The following is a 19,378-nucleotide window of genomic DNA, read 5'->3' on the forward strand; positions in this document are numbered from 1 at the left end:
TTCGGGCAGGCCATACGGTGGGGGAACCGAGGCCCTCCACTTGTAGGTAACACCTACCGCGCGCTCCGCGCGCGAACCACCGCGCTGCGCGCGGAAATGCGGTACCGCCCCCACATCTGGGGGCGGTACCGCATTGCTTTGTCAGCGGTTGGCGTCTGCTCGGGGGAAGTAGTTGGCTTCGGCGAAGAAGTCGACGTACTTGGCGAACAAATCCGCGTCCAGCGGCGGGCAGTGGATGTTGCTGTCCTGCAACGCCGCCTCGGTCTCCGAGACGTCGAAGTCAGGGTAGGCACCCTCCCCTGCCGCCGCGATCGCCTCGAACGCGTCCAACAGCGGCTGTAGAGCGTTGTCCCGATCGGCTCGGACCCTGGCGGTCCACTCCGGCCAGTCCAGTTCCGGCAAGGCGTACCCCGACCCGCGCAGGTGCTCGATCATCTCCCGATACCGGATCGGGGCCGGGTTGGACAGGTGGAAGGTTCGGCTTGCTGCCTCCGGCCTTGTCGCCAGATAGGTGACGGTGGCGCTGGCGTAGTCGACTGGGACCAGGTGGAACAGGCCTGCCAAGGCCTCCGGCACTGCGCCGCTTTGCAGGATTCCCTTGAGGCTGAGCCACAGGAAGTCCTTGGTCTGGCAGGCTCCGTTGACCTGGTCGCCCGACACCACGTCGATCCGGTACACCGAAACAGGCAATCCTCGGTCCCGCGCCAGGTCGATGATCTTCTCCGCCACCCACTTGGTCTGCCGGTAACCGTTGGACAGCAGTTCCGGCGGGCCGGGGATGTCGTCGACCCTCAGCGGCACGCCAGGGGTCACGGGCTGGTCGAACACGCCTGTGGAGGACACGAAGTGCACCGGCACGGTCCGGTGAGCAGCAGCCAGGCGGAGTACGTCCTCGGTTCCCTGGACGTTTGCCGCCTTGAGCGCGGTGTACGGGTGGAGCCAGTTCACGGTGGCACCGGCGTGGAACACCACGTCCACCACCCGGGACAGCTCGTCGTACACCTCCTCCGCCAAGCCCAGGCGCGGCAGGGCGAGATCACCGGGGTGCACGACGATGCGGGACAGGTCCACCTCGCCATCCAGCCTGTACCAGCGCAGGTTCTCCGTGATCCTGGCCAGGCCGGCCACCGGGTCTGCCGCGCGGACCACGCAGTGCACGCGGGCCGTCGTGGTGCGCAGGACATCCCTGAGCAGGAACGCGCCCAGGAAGCCGGTTGCGCCGGTCAGCAGGACCTCGTCCGGAGCGGTGACGTGGGTGACCACCTCGGCCGCCGGCTGGATGTCCTCGGCCAGGCGGACTTCGGCGGCGAAGTCGACCTCTGCGGTACGGGTCGGTGGGTCTTCCGACCTCGCCAGCAGAGCGCTGAGGTGTTCGGCCACCGCGTGGGGTGTGGGGTGGTCGAAGACCAGGGTGGCCGGTAGGGGTGTGCCGATCGCGGTGGTGAGGCGGTTGCGGAGTTCCACCGATGTCAGGGAGTCGAAGCCCAGGTCAGTGAACGGTCTGGTCGGTTCGGGCGCGGAGGTCGTGCCCAGCACTGCTGCGACCTCGGCGCCTACGCGGTCCAGCAGCAGTGCGTAGCGTTGTGCCGGGTCGAGTTCGGCCAACTGCTCGGCCGGGGGCACGGTGGGGGTTTCGGTGGTGGCCGCCGTGCGTCGCACCGGGGTGCGGACTAGGTCGGCGAACAAAGTGGGCACTCGACCCGAGGCGCGGATCGCGGCGATGTCGAGAGGGGTCGCTACTACCGCAGGCAGGCCGGTTGCCAGAGCGGCGTCCAGCAAGTCCGGGCCGTCGGCGGCGGTGATCGCCTTGAAGCCGCTGCGGGCGATGCGGGCCAAGTCCACATCGGACAGACCGCTGCCCATGCCCGTCGGCATCGACCACAGGCCCCACGCGATCGACGTGGACGGGTGGCCGTTGGCGACGCGGAAGTGCGCTACGGCGTCGAGGAAGGTGTTGGCGGCCGAGTAGTTCGCCTGGCCGGGGCCGCCGATCGTGGCCGCGATGGACGAGAAGTGCACGTGGTGGGCCTCGGGGACCAGGCGGTGCAGGTGCCACGCCGTGGTGACCTTCGGCCGCAGGACCGCCGCCAGCCGGTCCGGGGTGAGGCTGGGGAACGCGGTGTCATCCAGGACGCCCGCGGTGTGCAGGACCATCGACACCGGAGCGGCGGCCTGGGCCAGGACGCCGGCCAGTTCGGACTCGTTGGTGACGTCGCCGGCGACCACGTCCACATGCGCGCCCAGGGCCGTCAGTTCCTGCTGGAGTTCCTGCGCGCCGGGCGCGGCCGGGCCGCGACGGCTGACCAGCAGGAGCCGCCGCACGCCCTGCTCGGCCAGGTGGCGGGCGAACAGCGCGCCGAGCGTGCCCGTGCCGCCGGTGATCAGCACCGTGCCGTCGAGGTCCGCCGGGTCGTCGCGCAGGGACCCGCGCGGCGGGACGGGCTTGGCGACGCGGGCCAGGCGCGGCACGCGGGTGTCCAGGCCCAGGGCCACCTGGGGCTCGCCGGAGGCCAGCGCGGCGGCCAGGCCGGACGGGTCGGGGTGGGCGGGATCGAGGTCGACCAGGGTGATCCGGTCGGGGTTCTCCGACTGGGCCGACCGCAGCAGGCCCCACACCGCCGAGGCGTGCGGCGCGGTGCGGCCGTGGGCCGGGGTGGCGCCCGAGGTCAGCACGACCAGGCGGGTGCCGGCCAGGCCCGGGTCGTCCAGCCACCGCTGCACGACCTCCAGCGCCGCCGCCGTGTCGGCGAAGACCCGGTCCACCACCTCGTCGTCGGTGGCGGCGGTCAGGAACGGCACCACGATCGCGTCCGCGCCGGCGACCTCCGACAAGTGCGACACCCTTGGCACGTCGGCGAGTTCGGGCACGCCGCGCCCGATGTCGAGGACCGTCAGGGACGTCGGCGGCGGCGCGGGGAGGTCCACGCGCTCCCACACCACGTCGAACAACGTGCCCGCCGAACGGTCGAACGCGCCCCTTTCAGGCGTCCGCAACACCACTTCGTCCGCGGTCGCCACGACGTTCCCGGCCAGGTCGGCCAACCTCAGCGTCAACACGTCACCGACCCGCTGGTACCGCGCCACGACCGTCGTCGCGCCGACCGCGTGCAGCCGGAAACCCTTCCACTCCGCCGCTACGAGCCCGCCGGACGCCTCGCGCACCACCGAGTCCAGCAGCATCGGGTGCAGGCCGTAGCCGGCGTTGGACACCTCCGGGTCGAGCGCGACCGTGACCTCCGGCCCGTCGACCTCGACGGCCGGGTGCCACCGCTCGCCGCTCACCGCACCGCGTGCCACCAACTCCCACGGTGCGCCGGAGTCGTCGGACCGGGTGTGCACCTCCAGCGCCCGCGTGCCGCGCGCGTCGGCCGCGCCCAGCGTCAGCTGGACCACCACCGCGCCCTCGGCCCGCCACAGCACCGGCGCGAGCGCGGTCAACGAGTCCAGCTTCGTGCAGCCGACCTCGTCGGCCGCCCGCACGGCCAGCTCGACCAGCACCGCCGCGGGCAGCTCCGCCACGCCGTCGACGACGTGCCCGGCCAGCCACGGGTGCTCGCGCACCGACACGCGGCTGGTCAGCAGCACCCCGTCCGAGCCGGCGACGCCGATCGCGGCACCGACCAGCGGGTGCTCCACCGGCGTCAGCCCGGCGGTGGACAGGTCCGCCGCCGTCCCGCCGTGGGTCAACCAGAACCGCTCCCGCTGGAACGCGTACGTCGGCAGGTCCACCAGCGGCGCGGCCCCGCCTAGGAACCGCGCCCAGTCCACCGCGACACCGCGGGTGTGCAGGCGGCTCACGGCGGCGACGACGGTGTCGGCCTCGTCCCGGTCGCCGCGCATCAGCGGCACGGCCGCCGAGGGGTCGAGGATCGTCCCGACCAGCCCGCTGAGCACCGCGTCCGGACCCAGTTCCACGTAAGTCGTCACGTCCAGGTCGCGCAACGCCAAGACGGCGTCGGCGAACCGGACCGTCCGCGAGACGTGCGAGACCCAGTACTCCGGGTCCCGCAACTCGGCGCCGGCCAGCGCGCCGGTCACCGTGGACACGATCGGGATGGTCGGCTCGTGGTACTCCAGCGACTTCGCCACCCGCGCGAACTCCGCCGTCATCGGCGCCATCAACGGCGAGTGGAACGCGTGGCTCACCGACAGCCGCTTGGTCTTGCGCCCACGCCCCGCCAACTCGGCCGCGATCCGCTCGACCTCCTCGGTCGCGCCGGACAGCACCACCGACGACGGCCCGTTGACCGCCGCGACACCCACTTCGGGCACCAGCAGCGGCCGGACCTCGTCCTCCGTCGCCTCGACGGCCACCATCGCGCCGCCCTCGGGCAGGGCCTGCATCAACCGCGCCCGCGCGCCGACCAGGGCGGCGGCGTCGGCCAGGGACAGCACGCCGGACACGTGCGCGGCGGCGATCTCGCCGATCGAGTGGCCGGCCAGGAAGTCCGGGCGCACGCCCCACGACTCCAGCAGCCGGAACAACGCCACCTCGACCGCGAACAGCGCCGGCTGCGCGTACCCGGTGCGCCGCAGCAGCTCGGGGTCCGAGCCGGAGACCACGTCCCGGATCGGCACGTCCAGGTGCGGGCGCAGGTGCTCCTCCACCTCGGCCAGCGCGTTGGCGAAGGCCGGGAACACCAAGGCCCGCTGCCCCATGCCGAGCCGCTGCGCGCCCTGGCCGGTGAACAGGAACGCCGTCTTCCCGCCCACCGGCGACCCGTGCAGCACCGAGGGGTGGGACACGTCGTCGGCCACCGCGCGCAGGCCCTCGGCCAGGTCGCCGAGCACGACCGCGCGGTGCGACAGCGCCGACCGGGTCAGCGCCGCCGACCGGGCGACCGACGCCGGGTCGGCCGAGGGGTGCTCCGCCAGCCACTCCAGCAGCCTGGACGCCTGGGCCCGCAGCGCCTGCGGCGACCGCCCCGACAACGTGACCGGCGACGCCACCGGCAACGACGGCGGCACCTCCTCGGCGGCCTCCACGGCGATCTCAGGGGCCTGTTCGAGGATCACGTGCGCGTTGGTGCCGCTGACGCCGAACGCGGACACCGCCGCGCGGCGCGGCTGACCGGTCTCCGGCCACGGCCGCTCCTCGGCCAGCAGCGAGACCGCGCCCGCCGACCAGTCGACCGCGGGCGTGGGCCGGTCCACGTGCAGCGTCCGGGGCATGACGCCGTGCCGGATGGCCAGCACCGCCTTCATCACCCCGGCGATGCCGGCGGCGGCCACGGTGTGCCCGATGTTGGACTTCAGCGACCCCAGCCACGCGGGCCGGTCGGCGGGCCGGTTCTGCCCGTAGGTGGCCAGCAGGGCCTGCGCCTCGATCGGGTCGCCGAGCCGGGTGCCGGTGCCGTGCGCCTCGATCAGGTCGACGTCGCCGGCGGCGAGCCGGGCGTTGGCCAGCGCGGCCCGGATCACCCGCTGCTGGGACGGCCCGTTGGGCGCGGTCAGCCCGTTGGACGCGCCGTCGGCGTTGATCGCCGACCCGCGCACCACCGCGAGCACCTGGTGACCGTTCTCGATCGCGTCGGACAGCTTCTCCAGCACCACCACGCCGACGCCCTCGGACCACGTGGTCCCGTCCGCCGCCGCCGCGAACGACTTGCACCGGCCGTCGGCGGCGAGGCCGCGCTGGCGGGAGAAGTCCACGAACGCCGCCGGCGTGCCGTACACCGTGGTGCCGCCGACCAGCGCCAGCGTGGACTCTCCGCGCCGCAGCGACTGCATCGCCAGGTGCAGCGCGACCAGCGACGACGAGCACGCCGTGTCCACGCTCACCGCGGGGCCTTCGAGGCCGAGCGCGTAGGCCACCCGCCCGGAGGCGACGCTGGTCAGGCCGCCCGTGGTCAGGTAGCCCTCCAGCTCCTGCGGGCCCCACAGGCCCAGGTAGCTCTGCGCCACGACCCCGGCGAACACGCCGGTCTTGCTGCCCTTCAGGCCCGCCGGGTCGATGTGGGCGCGTTCCAGCGCCTCCCACGCGACCTCCATCAGGACCCGCTGCTGCGGGTCCATCGCGGTGGCCTCGCGCGGGCTGATGCCGAAGAACTCCGCGTCGAACCGGGTCGCGTCGGCGATGAATCCGCTCTGCTTCGAGTAGGACTTGCCGGGCTGCCCCGGTTCGGGGTCGTAGATGCCGTCGACGTCCCAGCCGCGGTCGTCGGGGAACGGCGTGATGGCGTCGTGCCCGCCGGACACCAGCCGCCACAGGTCCTCCGGCGAGGACACCCCGCCGGGCAGGCGGCAGGCCATCGAGACGATGGCGATCGGCTCGTCGCGGCCGGACTCCAGCTCCGCGAGCCGCTGTCGTGCCTTGTGCAGGTCGACGGTGACCCGTTTCAGGTAGTCGACCAGCTTCTGTTCCTGGGACATGGGGTTCGCACCCTCCTCGGGCGACTCGGGCCGGTCGGGGTCAGTCCGCGCTGCGGCCGAGCTCGTTGTCGATGAAGGCGAACAGGTCGTCCGCGGACGCCTCCGTGAGCAGCTCCTCGGCGGCCGGCGCGGCGGACGGCCCGGAGGCCTCGGTCCAGCGGGCGAGCATCGTGCGCAACCGGTCGGCAACCTCGTCGGCGTCGCCGTCGCGCGGCGTCGCGGCCAGCAGCGCCTCCAACCGGTCCAGTTCGGCGTGCAGGGGCGCCTCGGCGGAGGCGACCAGGAGGCCCAGCAGGTGGTCGGTGAGCGCCCCGAGGGTCGGGTGGTCGAACACCACCGTCGCCGACAGCTGCTCCCCCACCGCCGCGCCGAGCCGGTTGCGCAGGTCGACCGCGGTCAGCGAGTCGAACCCGAGGGACTGGAACGCGCGGTCCTCCTCGATGCCGGCCGCGTCCGGGCGTTGCAGCACGGCGGCCACCTCGGCGCGCACCGCGGCCAGCACCGCCGGCCGCCGCCCCGCCTCCGGGACCGCCGCCAGCTCCGCGCGCAGCGCCGAACGCTCGGGCTCGGGCTCGGCCGGCACGTCCTGACGGGGTGTCGCCAGGACCGCGCCGTCGCGCACGGCGGCCAGCCGGACGCCCGCGGCGGCCACGGCGGCGGCGATCCCGACGTCGGCCCGCTCGGTGTCGAAGTCGACCAGCACGACCCGGTCGGGGTTCTGCGCGTGGGCGTCCTGGAGGAGGGTCCACGCGAGCCGCGCGCCGTCGCTCGCCGTGTCGGACGGCAGTGCGGGGGCCACCGAGGTGGTCGTCACGACCAGTTTCGTCGTGCCCTGCGCCCAGTCGCGGATCAGGTCCAGCGTCTCGCGGGTGCGGTCGTAGCGGTTCTCGGCTTCCCCTGCCTCGGGGGTGACGTGCACGGCCAGCGGCAGCAGGACGACGTCGAACTCGCCGTCCGCCAGCGCCTCCACCCGGTCGAACACCTCCGCGCCGGGCAGGTCGGCCACGCCGTGGCCCACGTCCAGCACCGCGACCCGCGCGTCCGAGGACGCCTCGGGCACCGCCACCGGCTGCCACGCGGACGACCGGGTGGTGGTCGAGCTGTCCACCACCAGCGCGTACCGCTGCCGCTGGAACGGGTAGGTCGGCAGGTCGACGGCCCGTGCGCCGGTGCCGGCGAAGAACGCCGCCCAGTCCACCGCGACACCCTTGGCGTGCAGGGCGGCCAGGCCGCCCACCAGGGTCTCCGGCTCGGACCGGTCGCGCCGCACCGACGCCGTCGCCGTGCGGTCGCGCTGGTCGGGCAGCCCGGCCAGCACGGACTCCGTCATCGCGGTGAGCACGCCGTCCGGGCCGACCTCCAGGAACGTGGTCACGCCCTGGGCCGCGAGCGTGCCGACCGCCTGGGCGAACCGGACCGTGCCGCGCACCTGCCGCACCCAGTAGCCGGGCGTGGTGAAGTCCTCGGCGAGCGCTCCGGTGGCCGTGGAGACGATCGGGATGCGGGGCGCGTGGAAGTCGACGGTGGCGGCGAGGTCGGCGAACTCGCCGAGCATCGGCTCCATCGCCGGGGAGTGGAACGCGTGGCTGACGGAGAGCCGGCGGATGCGCCGCCCCCGGTTCTCCCATTGCTCGGCCGCCAGCACGGTGGCCTTCTCGTCGCCGGAGAGCACCACCGCGCGCGGCCCGTTGACCGCGGCGATGTCCACCAGGCCCGCGAACGGCTCCAGTTCGGCGCGGACTTCCTCCTCGGTGGCCTCCACGGCGATCATGGCCCCGGTGCGCGGCAGCGCCTGCATCAACCGGCCGCGTGCGGCGACCAGCCGTGCCGCGTCCTCCAGCGAGAACACCCCGGCCACGTGGGCCGCCGCCAGTTCGCCGATCGAGTGCCCGGCGATGAAGTCCGGGCGGACGCCCCACGACTCCAGCAGCCGGAACAAGGCCACTTCGACCGCGAACAACGCGGGCTGGGTGTATCCAGTTTCGTCCAGGTCGACGCCGTCGGCGATCACGTCGCGCAACGGCCGGTCCAGCATCGGGTCCAGCTGCCGGCACACCGCCTCGAACGCCTCGGCGTAGGCCGGGAACGCGTCGGCCAGCGCCAACCCCATGCCGACCCGCTGCGCGCCCTGCCCGGTGAACAGGAACGCGAGCCTGCCGCCGGCGGTCGTGCGGCCGGCGTGCACCGGGTCGACCGCGGCCAGCCGCGCCGTGAAGTCCGCCGGGTCCGCGCCGACCAGCACCGCGTGCCGCTCCAGCGTGGTCCGCCGGGTGAGCAGGGTGAAGGCGACGTCGGCCGGCGCGATGTCCGGGCGGTCGGCCAGGAACGCGGTGAGCGAGTCGGCCTGCGCCTTGAGGCCCGCCGGCGTCTTCGCCGACAGCAGCCACGGCACGACCGGCCGCACCGCCGGCGCTTCCGCCGCGGGCTGGTCCGGCGCCTGCTCGATGATGACGTGCGCGTTGGTGCCGCTGATGCCGAACGACGACACCCCCGCCCGGCGCGGGCGACCGACCTCGGGCCACGGCGTGGCCTCGGTCAGCAGCGACACCGCGCCCGCGTCCCAGTAGACGTGCAACGACGGCTCGGTGACGTGGAGGGTCTTCGGCATGACCCCGTGCCGCATGGCCTCGACGGTCTTGATGATGCCCGCCACGCCCGCCGCCGCCTGCGTGTGGCCGATGTTGGACTTCAAGCTGCCCAACCACAAAGGCCGCTCACGGTCCTGACCGTAGGTCGCCAGCAACGCCTGCGCCTCGATCGGGTCACCCAACGCCGTACCCGTGCCGTGCGCTTCCACAACGTCCACATCGGACGGAGCCAGACCCGCCTTCGCCAAGGCTTGGCGGATCACGCGCTCCTGCGACGGACCGTTGGGGGCGGTCAGGCCGTTCGAGGCACCGTCCTGGTTCACCGCACTACCGCGAACCACCGCCAGAACCGGGTGCCCATTGCGCCGAGCGTCGGAGAGACGCTCCAGCACCAGCAGGCCAACACCCTCGGACCAACCCGTGCCGTCCGCATCGGCCGAGAACGCCTTGCAGCGGCCGTCCGGCGACAACCCGCGCTGCCGCGAGAACTCGATGAACGGGTTGGGCGTCGACATGACGGTCACACCGCCGGCCAGCGCCAGGTCGGTCTCACCGGACCGCAGCGCCTGCGCGGCCAGGTGCACGGCGACCAGCGACGACGAGCACGCTGTGTCGATGGTCAGCGCCGGACCCTCCAGCCCGAACGTGTAAGCCACGCGACCCGACGCCACGCTGCCCGCGGTGCCGCTGGCCAGGTAGCCCTCCAACTCGGCGGGCAACTGGCCGGACTGCTCGGTGTAGTCGGTGTACATCACCCCGGCGAACACGCCGGCGTTGCTGCCGCGCAACGACTTCGGGTCGATGCCGGCCCGCTCGAACGCCTCCCACGCGACCTCAAGTAGCAACCGCTGCTGCGGGTCGGTGGCCAGCGCCTCGCGCGGCGACATGCCGAAGAACTCCGGCTCGAAGTCGTAGGCGTCGTGCAGGAAGCCGCCGTTGCGGGTGTAGGTCTTGCCCGCGCGGTCGGGGTCCGGGTCGTACAGGCCCGCGATGTCCCAGCCGCGGTCGGTCGGGAACTCGCCGACCGCGTCCACCTCGTCGCGCACCAGCGCCCACAGGTCCTCCGGCGAGCGCACCCCGCCCGGGTAGCGGCACGCCATGCCCACCACCGCGATCAGGTCGTCGTCGGTGGAGACGGTGGCGGTGGTCTGCTCGGCGGCCTCGGTGCGCGGCGACACCTGGCGGGCCAGGTGGTCCGCGACGCCGGCGGGCGACGGGTAGTCGAAGACCAGCGTGCTGGGCAGGCGCAGCCCGGTGGCGCCGGTCAGGGTGTTGCGCAGCTCGACCGCGGTCAGCGAGTCGAAGCCGAGCTCCTTGAACGCGGCGGACATGTCCACCCCGGCGTCGTCGGCGTGGCCGAGCACCTGGGCGACGGTGGCGCGCACGAGGTCCTGCACGGCCGTCTCCCGCTCGACCGCGCCGAGGCCGGCCAGGCGGTCCGCCCACGCCGACCCCGTCCCGGCGGTCGCGTCCTCGGCGGCGGCGCGGCGGGTCGGCGCGGCGGTGACCACGCCGCGCAGCACGGCGGGCAGGTGCTCGCCCTGCTCGCGCAGCGCCGCGTGGTCCAGCACGGCTGCGGTCACCACGGGCTCGGTCGAGGCGACGGCGGCGTCGAACAGGGCCAGGCCGTCCTCGGTGGGCAGCGGCCGGACGCCGTTGCGGGCCAGGCGTTGCCGGTCGGCCTCGCTCAACGTGCCGGTGATGCCGCTGTCCTGCTCCCACAGGCCCCACGCGATGGAGGTCGCGGGCAGGCCGTTCGCCTTGCGGTGGCGGGCCAGCGCGTCGAGGAAGGCGTTGCCGGCGGCGTAGTTGCCCTGGCCGGGCGTGCCGAGCGTGCCGGCGACCGACGAGTACAGGACGAACGCGGACAACTCGCCGGCCAGCTCGTGCAGGTGCCAGGCGCCGTCGACCTTGGGGCTCAGGACGGCGTCGAGCCGGCGGCGGTCCAGCGAGGTGACGACACCGTCGTCGACCACGCCCGCCGTGTGCACCACCGCGCGCACCGGGTGCTCGGCCAGCAGAGCGGCCACCGCGTCCCGGTCCTCCACGGCCAGCGCCTTGACCGCGACTTCCGCCCCGGCCTCGGTCAGCTCGGCGACCAGCTCGGCCGCGCCGGGCGCGTCCGGTCCGCGCCTGCTCACCAGCAGCAGGCTGCGTGCCCCGTGCTCGGACACGAGGTGCCGGGCGAGCGAGGCACCCAGCGCGCCCGTGCCGCCGGTGACCAGCACCGTGCCCTCGGACCAGTCCACGGCTTCGTCGCCGGCGGGTGCGCGCACCAGGCGCGGCACCAGGACGGCTCCTTCGCGCAACGCCAGCTGCGGCTCACCTGAGCCCAGCGCGCCGGGCAGGGCGGCCCACGAGTCGGCGTGGCCGTCGTGCTCGACCAGCACGAACCGGCCCGGGTGCTCGGACTGAGCGGAGCGCACCAGGCCCCACACGGCCGCGTGGTGCGTGTCGTCGCGCGTGACGACGACCAGCTTCGCGTCGGCCAACCGGTCGTCGGCCAACCACACCCGCAGCAGGTCCAGCACGGCCGCACTGGTGCGGCGGGCGGTCGCCGCAGGCGACCCTTCGGGGACGGGCAGCAGGGCCACGACGTGGTTCGGAACGTCGTCGCCGCCCAGCGCCTGCGCCAGGTCCGGCACGTCGATGTAGGAGCGGTTCGGCTGGGCGTCCGCGGGCAGGGTGAACACGTCCTCGAACCCGTCCGCGCCGACCACCGACCACGGCACCGGCTCACCCGGTCGACCCGCGGTCCAGTCCAGGCGCAGCAGCTTGCCGGGCTCCCGCAACGCCTCCCGGGCCACCGGCCGCAGCACCAGGGACTCCGCGCTGAGCACCGGAGCGCCGTTGCCGTCGACCGCGTCGATCGAGACCACCGTGGTCTCCTCGTCGCGCCGGGTGACCCGGTGGCGCACCCGCAGGGTCCGCGCGCCGGCCGCCCACACGCTCACGCCCGACCACGCGAACGGCAGGACCGTGCCCTCGCCGTCCTCGACCACGCCGGGCAGCAGCGGGTGCAGCGCCGCGTCCAGCAGCGCGGGGTGCAGCACGTAGTCGCCTGCCGTAGCCCGCTGCTCCTCCGGCAGCGCCACCTCGGCGAACAGCTCGCCGTCACCGCGCCACAGCCGGGTCAGCCCCTGGAAGACGGGGCCGTAGCCGTAGCCGTGCCCGGTCAGGCCCGGGTAGACGTCGGTGAGGTCGACCTCGGTCGCGGCCGGCGGCCAGGTCCCGAGGTCGGTCGCGCCGGCGTGGTCGGCGGCCAGGACGCCGGTGGCGTGCTCGGTCCACTGCGCGCCCTCCTCGTCCCGCCGGGCGTGGACGCGCAGCGAGCGGTGGCCGGAGGCGTCCGGCTCGTCCACCACGACCTGGACCTGCACGCCGCCGTGCTCGGGCAGCACCAGCGGCGCGGACAGCGTCAGCTCCACCACGCGACCCGCGCCGACCCGCTCGCCCGCGGACAGTGCCAGCTCCAGGTAGGCGGTGCCGGGCAGCACGACCGTGCCCGCCACCGCGTGATCGGCCAGCCACCCGTGCGAGCCGACGCCCAGCCGGCCGGTGAGCACCAGCCGGTCACCGCCCGCCAACTCCACCGCCGCGCCCAGCAGCGGGTGCCCGGCGGCGGTCAGGCCCGCCTCGGACACGTCGCCGCCGGTCGGGGCGTTGAGCCAGAACCGCTTGGGCTGGAAGGCGTACGTCGGCAGCTCGACACGCCGCGCGCCGGAGCCCTCGTAGAGCCGCGACCACCGCACGTCCACGCCCGCGACGAACACCCGCGCCAGCGCGGACAGCACGGACCCGGGCTCGTCCCGGTCGGCGCGCAGCAGCGGCACGGCGACGACGTCCTCGGTGGCGATGGCGGGGACCATCGCCGAGAGCACGCCGGCGGGCCCCAGCTCGACCAGCGCCGTGACGCCCTCGCTGACCAGGGTGCCCACCGCGTCGGCGAACCGGACGGCCTGCCGGGCCTGCCGCACCCAGTAGTCGGGGGTGGTCAGGTCGTCGTCGGCCAACCGGCCGGTCACCGTCGACACGACCGGCACGCGGGGCGCGCTGAACGCGACGCCCGCGGCGACCGCCGCGAACTCCTCCAGCATCGGCTCGATCAGCGGCGAGTGGAACGCGTGGCTGACCTCCAGCCGCTTGGTGCGCCGGCCGCGCGCGGCCAGGGTGTCGGCGACGGCCTGCGTCGCCTCGGTCTCGCCCGCGATCACCAGGGCGGTCGGGCCGTTGACGCCGGCGATGTCGACGCCGTCCACGAGTTCGGCGCGGACCTCGTCCTCGGTGGCCTCGACCGCGATCATGGCCCCGGTCCGGGGCAGCGCCTGCATCAACCGGCCGCGCGCGGCGACCAGCCGGGCCGCGTCGACCAGCGTGAACACGCCGGCGACGTGAGCCGCCGCCAGCTCGCCGATCGAGTGCCCGGCCACGAAGTCCGGACGCACACCCCACGACTCCAGCAGCCGGAACAAGGCGACCTCGACCGCGAACAACGCCGGCTGCGTGTAGCCGGTCTCGTCCAGGTCCACGCCGTCCGCGATCACCTCGCGCAACGGCCGGTCCAGCATCGGGTCCAGCGCCTCGCACACCGCGTCGAACGCCTCGGCGTAGGCCGGGAACGCCTCCGCCAGCGCCAAGCCCATGCCGATCCGCTGCGCGCCCTGGCCGGTGAACAGGAACGCCGACCGGACGGACGAGGCGACACCGGTCACCGCGGTCGGACCGCCGCGCCCGTCGGCGATCGCGTCCAGCATCGCCGCGCGGTCCTCGCCCCACACCACCGCGCGGTGCTCCAGCGCGCCGCGGGTGGTCGCCAACGACCAGCCGACGTCGACCGGGTCGGGCGAGTCCTGGTCCACGAACGCCCGCAGCCGGGCCGCCTGCGCGGCCACCGAACCGGGGCCACGACCGGACAGCACCCACGGCAGCAGCGCCGACGGCACAACGGTGTCTTCGGTGTCGGTCGGCGTGGGGATCTCGGGGGCCTGCTCCAGGATGACGTGCGCGTTGGTGCCGCTGATGCCGAACGACGACACACCGGCCCGGCGCGGACGGTCCACCTCGGGCCACGGGGTGGTCTCCGTCGCCAGCTCCACCGCGCCCCTGGTCCAGTCGACGTGCGGGGACGGTTCGGTGACGTGCAGGGTCCGGGGCACCTCGCCGTGGCGGATCGCCTCGACGGTCTTGATGATGCCCGCCACGCCCGCCGCGGCTTGGGTGTGGCCGATGTTGGACTTCAAGCTGCCCAACCACAACGGCCGCTCACGATCCTGACCGTAAGTAGACAACAAGGCCTGCGCCTCGATCGGGTCACCCAACGCCGTACCCGTACCGTGCGCCTCCACAACGTCCACATCGGACGGAGCCAGACCCGCCTTCGCCAGAGCTTGGCGGATCACGCGCTCCTGCGACGGACCATTCGGCGCAGTCAGACCGTTGGACGCGCCGTCCTGGTTGACGGCACTGCCCTTGAGCACAGCCAGAACCGGGTGCCCGTTGCGCCGAGCGTCCGACAAACGCTCCAGCACAAGCAGACCCACACCCTCGGACCAACCCGTGCCGTCCGCGTCGGCGGAGAACGCCTTGCAGCGGCCGTCCGGCGACAACCCGCGCTGCCGCGAGAACTCCACGAAGATGCCCGGCGTGGACATCACCGTGACACCGCCGGCCAGCGCGATCGACGCCTCGCCCCGGTTCAGCGCCTGAGCGGCCAGGTGCACCGCGACCAGCGACGACGAGCACGCCGTGTCGACGGTCAGCGCCGGACCCTCCAGCCCGAACGTGTAAGCCACGCGGCCCGACGCCACGCTGACCTGGTTGCCGGTGAGCAGGAACCCGTCGTAGCCGTTCGAGCCCTGGTGCAGGCGCGGGCCGTAGTCCTGGGTCATCGCACCGACGAACACGCCGGTGTTGGTGCCGCGCAACCCCTTCGGGTCCAGGCCCGCCCGCTCGAACGCCTCCCACGCGACCTCCAGCAGCAACCGCTGCTGCGGGTCCATCGCGGTGGCCTCGCGCGGGCTGATGCCGAAGAAGGCCGCGTCGAACTCGTCCGCGTCGTGCAGGAACCCGCCGTAGCGGGCGTTGGTCGAGCCGGGCTTGTCCGGGTCCGGGTCGTAGAGCGACCCGGTGTCCCAGCCCCGGTTGGTCGGGAAGCCGGAGATCGCGTCCACGCCGTCGCGGACCATCGCCCACAGCTGTTCGGGCGAGCGCACCCCGCCGGGGAACCGGCACGCCATGCCGACCACCGCGATCGGCTCGTCCGCGAGCGCCACCGGCCGGGTCGTGACGGGTGCGGCGGCGGGGGCGCCGGCCAGTTCGGCGTCGAGGTAGCGCGCCAGCGCCTGCGGCGTCGGCTGGTCGAAGGTGATCGCCGTGGGCAGCTTCAGGCCGGTCGCGGCGGTCAGCCTGTTGCGGAACTCGACCGAGGTCACGGAGTCCAGGCCGAGGTCCTTGAACGTGCGGGCGGGCTGGACCGCCGAGCCGCCGTCGAAGCCGAGCACGGGCGCGACCTGCGTGCGGACCAGGTCCACCAGCAGCCGCAGCCGCTCCCGGTCCGGTTTGCCGGCCAGCTGGGCCTTCAACGCGCTCGTCGCGTCGTCGACGTCGGCGGTCTCCTCGACGGGCCGGGCTCCAGTCACGGCCTTCGGCGTGAAGTCGCCGCCGGCGAACCAGAAGTGGCGGCGCTGGAAGGCGTAGGTGGGCAGGTCGACCACCCGCGCGTCCGTGCCGTCGAGCACCGACGCCCAGTCCAGCGCGACGCCGTGCGCGTGCGCCGCGCCCAGCGCCAGCAGCAGCCGGCGGGGGCCGCCGTCGTCGCGCCGCAACGTGCCGAACGCCGCCGCGCCGTCGACCTCCTCGGCGTCGATGGCGTCGGAGATGGCGTGGGTGAGCACCGGGTGCGGGCTCACCTCGATGAACGTCCGGTGACCGCTCGCCAGCAGCTCCCGCACGGTCTCGTGGAACCGGACCTGGTGCCGCAGGTTGCGGAACCAGTAGTCGTTGTCCATCCCGGTGGTGTCCAGGAGGCCGCCGGTCAACGTCGAGTGGAACGGGATCTCGGAGGCCTGGGGGCTGATGGGCGCGAGGACGTCCAGCAGCTCGGTCTTCAGGCTCTCGACGTCCGCCGAGTGGGACGCGTAGTCCACCGCGATGACCGCGGCCCGCACGTCCTGCGCCTGGTAGCCGGCCACGATCTCGGCCAGGGCTTGGGGGTCGCCCGCGATGATGGTGTTGGTCGGGCTGTTGACCGCCGCGACGCTGACCCGGCCGCCGTGCTCGGCCAGCCGCTGCGCCACCCGCTCGGCCGGCGCGGACACCGCGGCCATGCCACCCGTGCCCGCCAGCGCCAGGATCGCCTTGCTGCGCAACGCCACCACACGCGCCGCGTCGGACAGCGACAGGGCTCCGGCGACGTGCGCGGCGGCGATCTCGCCCTGCGAGTGGCCGATGACCGCGTCCACCCGCAGACCGTGGTGCTGCCACAGACGGGCCAACGACACCATGACCGCGAACAGCGCGGGCTGCACCACGTCCACGCGATCCAGGCCGGGCGCGCCCTCGGTCCCGCGCAGGACGTCCAGCAGCGACCAGTCGGTGTACTCGGCCAGGGCTTCGGCGCACGCCTCCAGGTGGCGGGCGAAGACCGGTGAGAAGTCCATCAGCTCCACCGCCATGCCCGCCCACTGCGAGCCCTGGCCGGGGAACACCAGCACAGTGCGACCCGGGTCGCCCACGGTCCCCTGCACGACGTTCGCCGACGCGCCACCGCTCGCCAGCGCCTCGACACCCGCGTCCAACTCCGCCCGCGTGGCGCCGACGACTACCGCGCGGTGCTCGAACACGGCCCGGGTGGTGGCCAACGACAGCGCCACGTCCGCCGGGCGCTCGTCGCCGAGTCGGTCGCGCAAGGCCTTGGCCTGGCCCGCCAGCGCGGCTTGGCCACGCCCGGACAACAGCCACGGCACCACCCGAGAGCCTTCCGCCGCAGGCGGCTCAGCCCCCGGCGCGGCCGGCGCGGCGAGCGCGGCCGGCGCAGTGGGAGCAGCTAGCGCGGCGGGATCGATGGACGCGGGCAGTGCGGTGTCCAGCAGTGCGGTGTCCAGGCTCGGCCCCTCGGCCAGCACGACGTGCGCGTTGGTGCCGCCCATGCCCCAGGCGCTGACGCCCGCGATCAGCGGCTCGTCCGGGCGCGGCCACGACGACAGGTCCGTGTGCACGCGCAGGTTGAGCTCGTCGAGCGGGATGTCCGGGTGCGGGGTCTCGAAGTTCAGGCTCGGGGGCAGCAGCCGGTGCCGGATGCTCAGCGCGGCCTTCGCGAAGCCGACGATGCCCGCCGCGCCCTCCAGGTGGCCGACGTTGGTCTTGGCCGACCCGACCGGCAGCGGCTCGTCGCGGTGCGCGCCCACGGCCGCGCCCAGCGCCCGCGCCTCGATCGGGTCGCCCACCGGCGTGCCCGTGCCGTGCAGCTCCACGTACTGCGCCCGCGCCGGGTCCACACCCGCGTCGGCGAACGCGGCGCGGATCACCTCGGTCTGCGCACGTTCGCTGGGCACGGTGAGCCCGTCGGTGGCGCCGTCGTTGTTGACCGCGCTGCCCAGCACCACCGCGTACACCTGGTCGCCGTCGGCGATCGCGCGGCTGAGCTTCTTCAGCACCACCACCGCGCCGCCCTCGCCGCGCACGTAGCCGTTGGCGCGGGCGTCGAAGGTGAAGCTGCGGCCGTCCGGCGACAGCGCGCCGAACCGCTCCAGGCTGACCGTGCCCTCGCCGAGCAGGTTGAGGTTCACGCCGCCGGCCAGCGCGAGGTCGGCCGAGCCGTCCCGCAGGCTGCGCGCCGCCAGGTGCACCGCGACCAGGGACGAGGACTGCGCCGCGTCCACCGTGAGGCTCGGGCCGTACAGGTCGAAGGCGTACGAGACGCGGTTGGCGATGATGCCCCGGTGGGTGCCGGTGACGGTGTGCTGGGTGACCGCCGCGTCGCCGTGCTGGTAGAGCAGCGACGCGTAGTCGTCGCGGATGCTGCCCACGAACACCGCCGTGCGGCTGCCGCGCAGGTCGGCGGGCACGATCCGGGCGTCCTCGACCGCTTCCCACGCCAGTTCCAGCACCAGGCGCTGCTGCGGGTCCATCGCCGCGGCCTCGCGCGGCGAGATGCCGAAGAAGCCGGCGTCGAAGTCGCCGACGGCGTCGAGGAAACCGCCCCGGTTCACACCGCCCTTGCCCCACCGACCCTCGGGGGCGTCGGTGATCGCGTCGCGCCCGTCCCGCAGCAGGTCCCAGAACGCGGCCGGCCCGTCGGCCATCGGCAACCGCACCGCCATGCCGATGACGGCCACCGCGTCCTGATCACCGCCCGTCGACGGCGGACCCGACCCGGGGTTCTCCGACGGGGATTGGCTGACAGTGGGGTTTTCCATGCGGCCGACCGCCTCTCGTGAGCGATTTGCGCGAAGAGTCTCCGGCACGTTCTCCAGTGCTCTGCCCGCAAGCGTCGTCGCGCCCGGTAATCGCCCGCTCAGCACGGCACCGTGAGGGGTGTGTTACCCGGCGATGGAAACCGAGTACGGGGCCGGGGCTAGCTTTCGGAGCAGACCGGCGAAATCCGAGTCCTTTGTGGACGGCGGCGGCGCGACCACCGCTTTCGAGAACGAGGGGACAGCACGAGGATGCCCGAGAAGGTGCACGTCTTTCCCACAGCGACCGACCACTCGGACCCGGCCACGCCGGACCCCGCGGACCTGCGTTCGGTCATGGGCCGCTTCGCCACGGGGGTGGTGGTCATCACCGTCGGCGACGAACACGTCCACGGCATGACCGCCAACGCGTTCGGCTCGGTCTCCCTGGACCCACCGCTCGTCCACTGCTGCATCGCCCACACCGCGGTCATGCACGGGGCACTGGCCGGCTCCGGCCGGTTCGGGGTGTCGGTGATGAGCGCCGACCAGGAGTCGGCGGTCCGCTACTTCGCCGACCGCGCCCGCCCACTGGGCCCCACCCAGTTCGACGCCGTCGACTGGACCCCCGGCAAGCACACCGGCGCACCCCTGCTCACCGGCGCGCTGGCCTGGCTGGAGTGCGAGGTGGTCGACGTGCACACGGCAGGCGACCACTCACTGTTCCTGGGCCGCGTGCTGTCATGCCAACTGGGCGACGACGACCACGCCCTGGTGTTCTACCAGGGCCGCTTCCACCCCATCGTGCCCAGGTGACCAGCCAACCGTCCACAGTGGCCTGAAACCAGCGCCACCCGCACCCCCGCCGCTATTCGCGCCGCAGGCGCGCTCGGAGTGGCTACCAGCCACAGGAAGGGCCTCGGTTTCTTCCCCCGTACGGCCTGGGCGCAGCCCAACCACGCTTTCCCCGGTTTTGCAACCACGCTTCACCGGTTGCGAAACCGGGGAAAGCGTGGTTGCCTCCGG

At 73.8% G+C, this 19,378-nt stretch carries 2 protein-coding genes and 1 pseudogene; 1 reads left to right on the forward strand and 2 read right to left on the reverse strand.

Going from position 1 to position 19,378, the window contains the following annotated elements:
• Positions 1-141: 141 nt before the first annotated feature.
• Together WBN91_RS33935 and WBN91_RS33940 are read right to left on the reverse strand one after the other, a co-directional pair.
• Positions 142-6,354: pseudogene (locus tag WBN91_RS33935) on the reverse strand (type I polyketide synthase); the annotation flags it as partial.
• A gap of 58 nt (positions 6,355-6,412) precedes the next feature.
• Positions 6,413-18,376, reverse strand: a complete 11,964-nt coding sequence (locus WBN91_RS33940) for a type I polyketide synthase (protein WP_337728385.1) — start codon at positions 18,374-18,376, stop codon at positions 6,413-6,415.
• Between the two features lie 249 nt (positions 18,377-18,625).
• Between WBN91_RS33940 and WBN91_RS33945 the strand changes: the two genes are divergently transcribed.
• Positions 18,626-19,168: a flavin reductase family protein gene (locus tag WBN91_RS33945; protein ID WP_337728384.1), complete on the forward strand. Its 543-nt coding sequence runs from the start codon at positions 18,626-18,628 to the stop codon at positions 19,166-19,168.
• Positions 19,169-19,378: the final 210 nt, after the last annotated feature.

Source organism: Saccharothrix sp. CCNWYY140, from assembly GCF_037401995.1.
Classification (GTDB): Bacteria; Actinomycetota; Actinomycetes; order Mycobacteriales; family Pseudonocardiaceae; genus Actinosynnema.

Excerpts from the sequence above, each read along its gene's own strand:
- WBN91_RS33940 (WP_337728385.1), bottom strand. The coding sequence starts at position 18,376 with ATGGAAAACCCCACTGTCAGCCAATCCCCGTCGGAGAACCCCGGGTCG.
- WBN91_RS33945 (WP_337728384.1), top strand. The coding sequence starts at position 18,626 with ATGCCCGAGAAGGTGCACGTCTTTCCCACAGCGACCGACCACTCGGAC.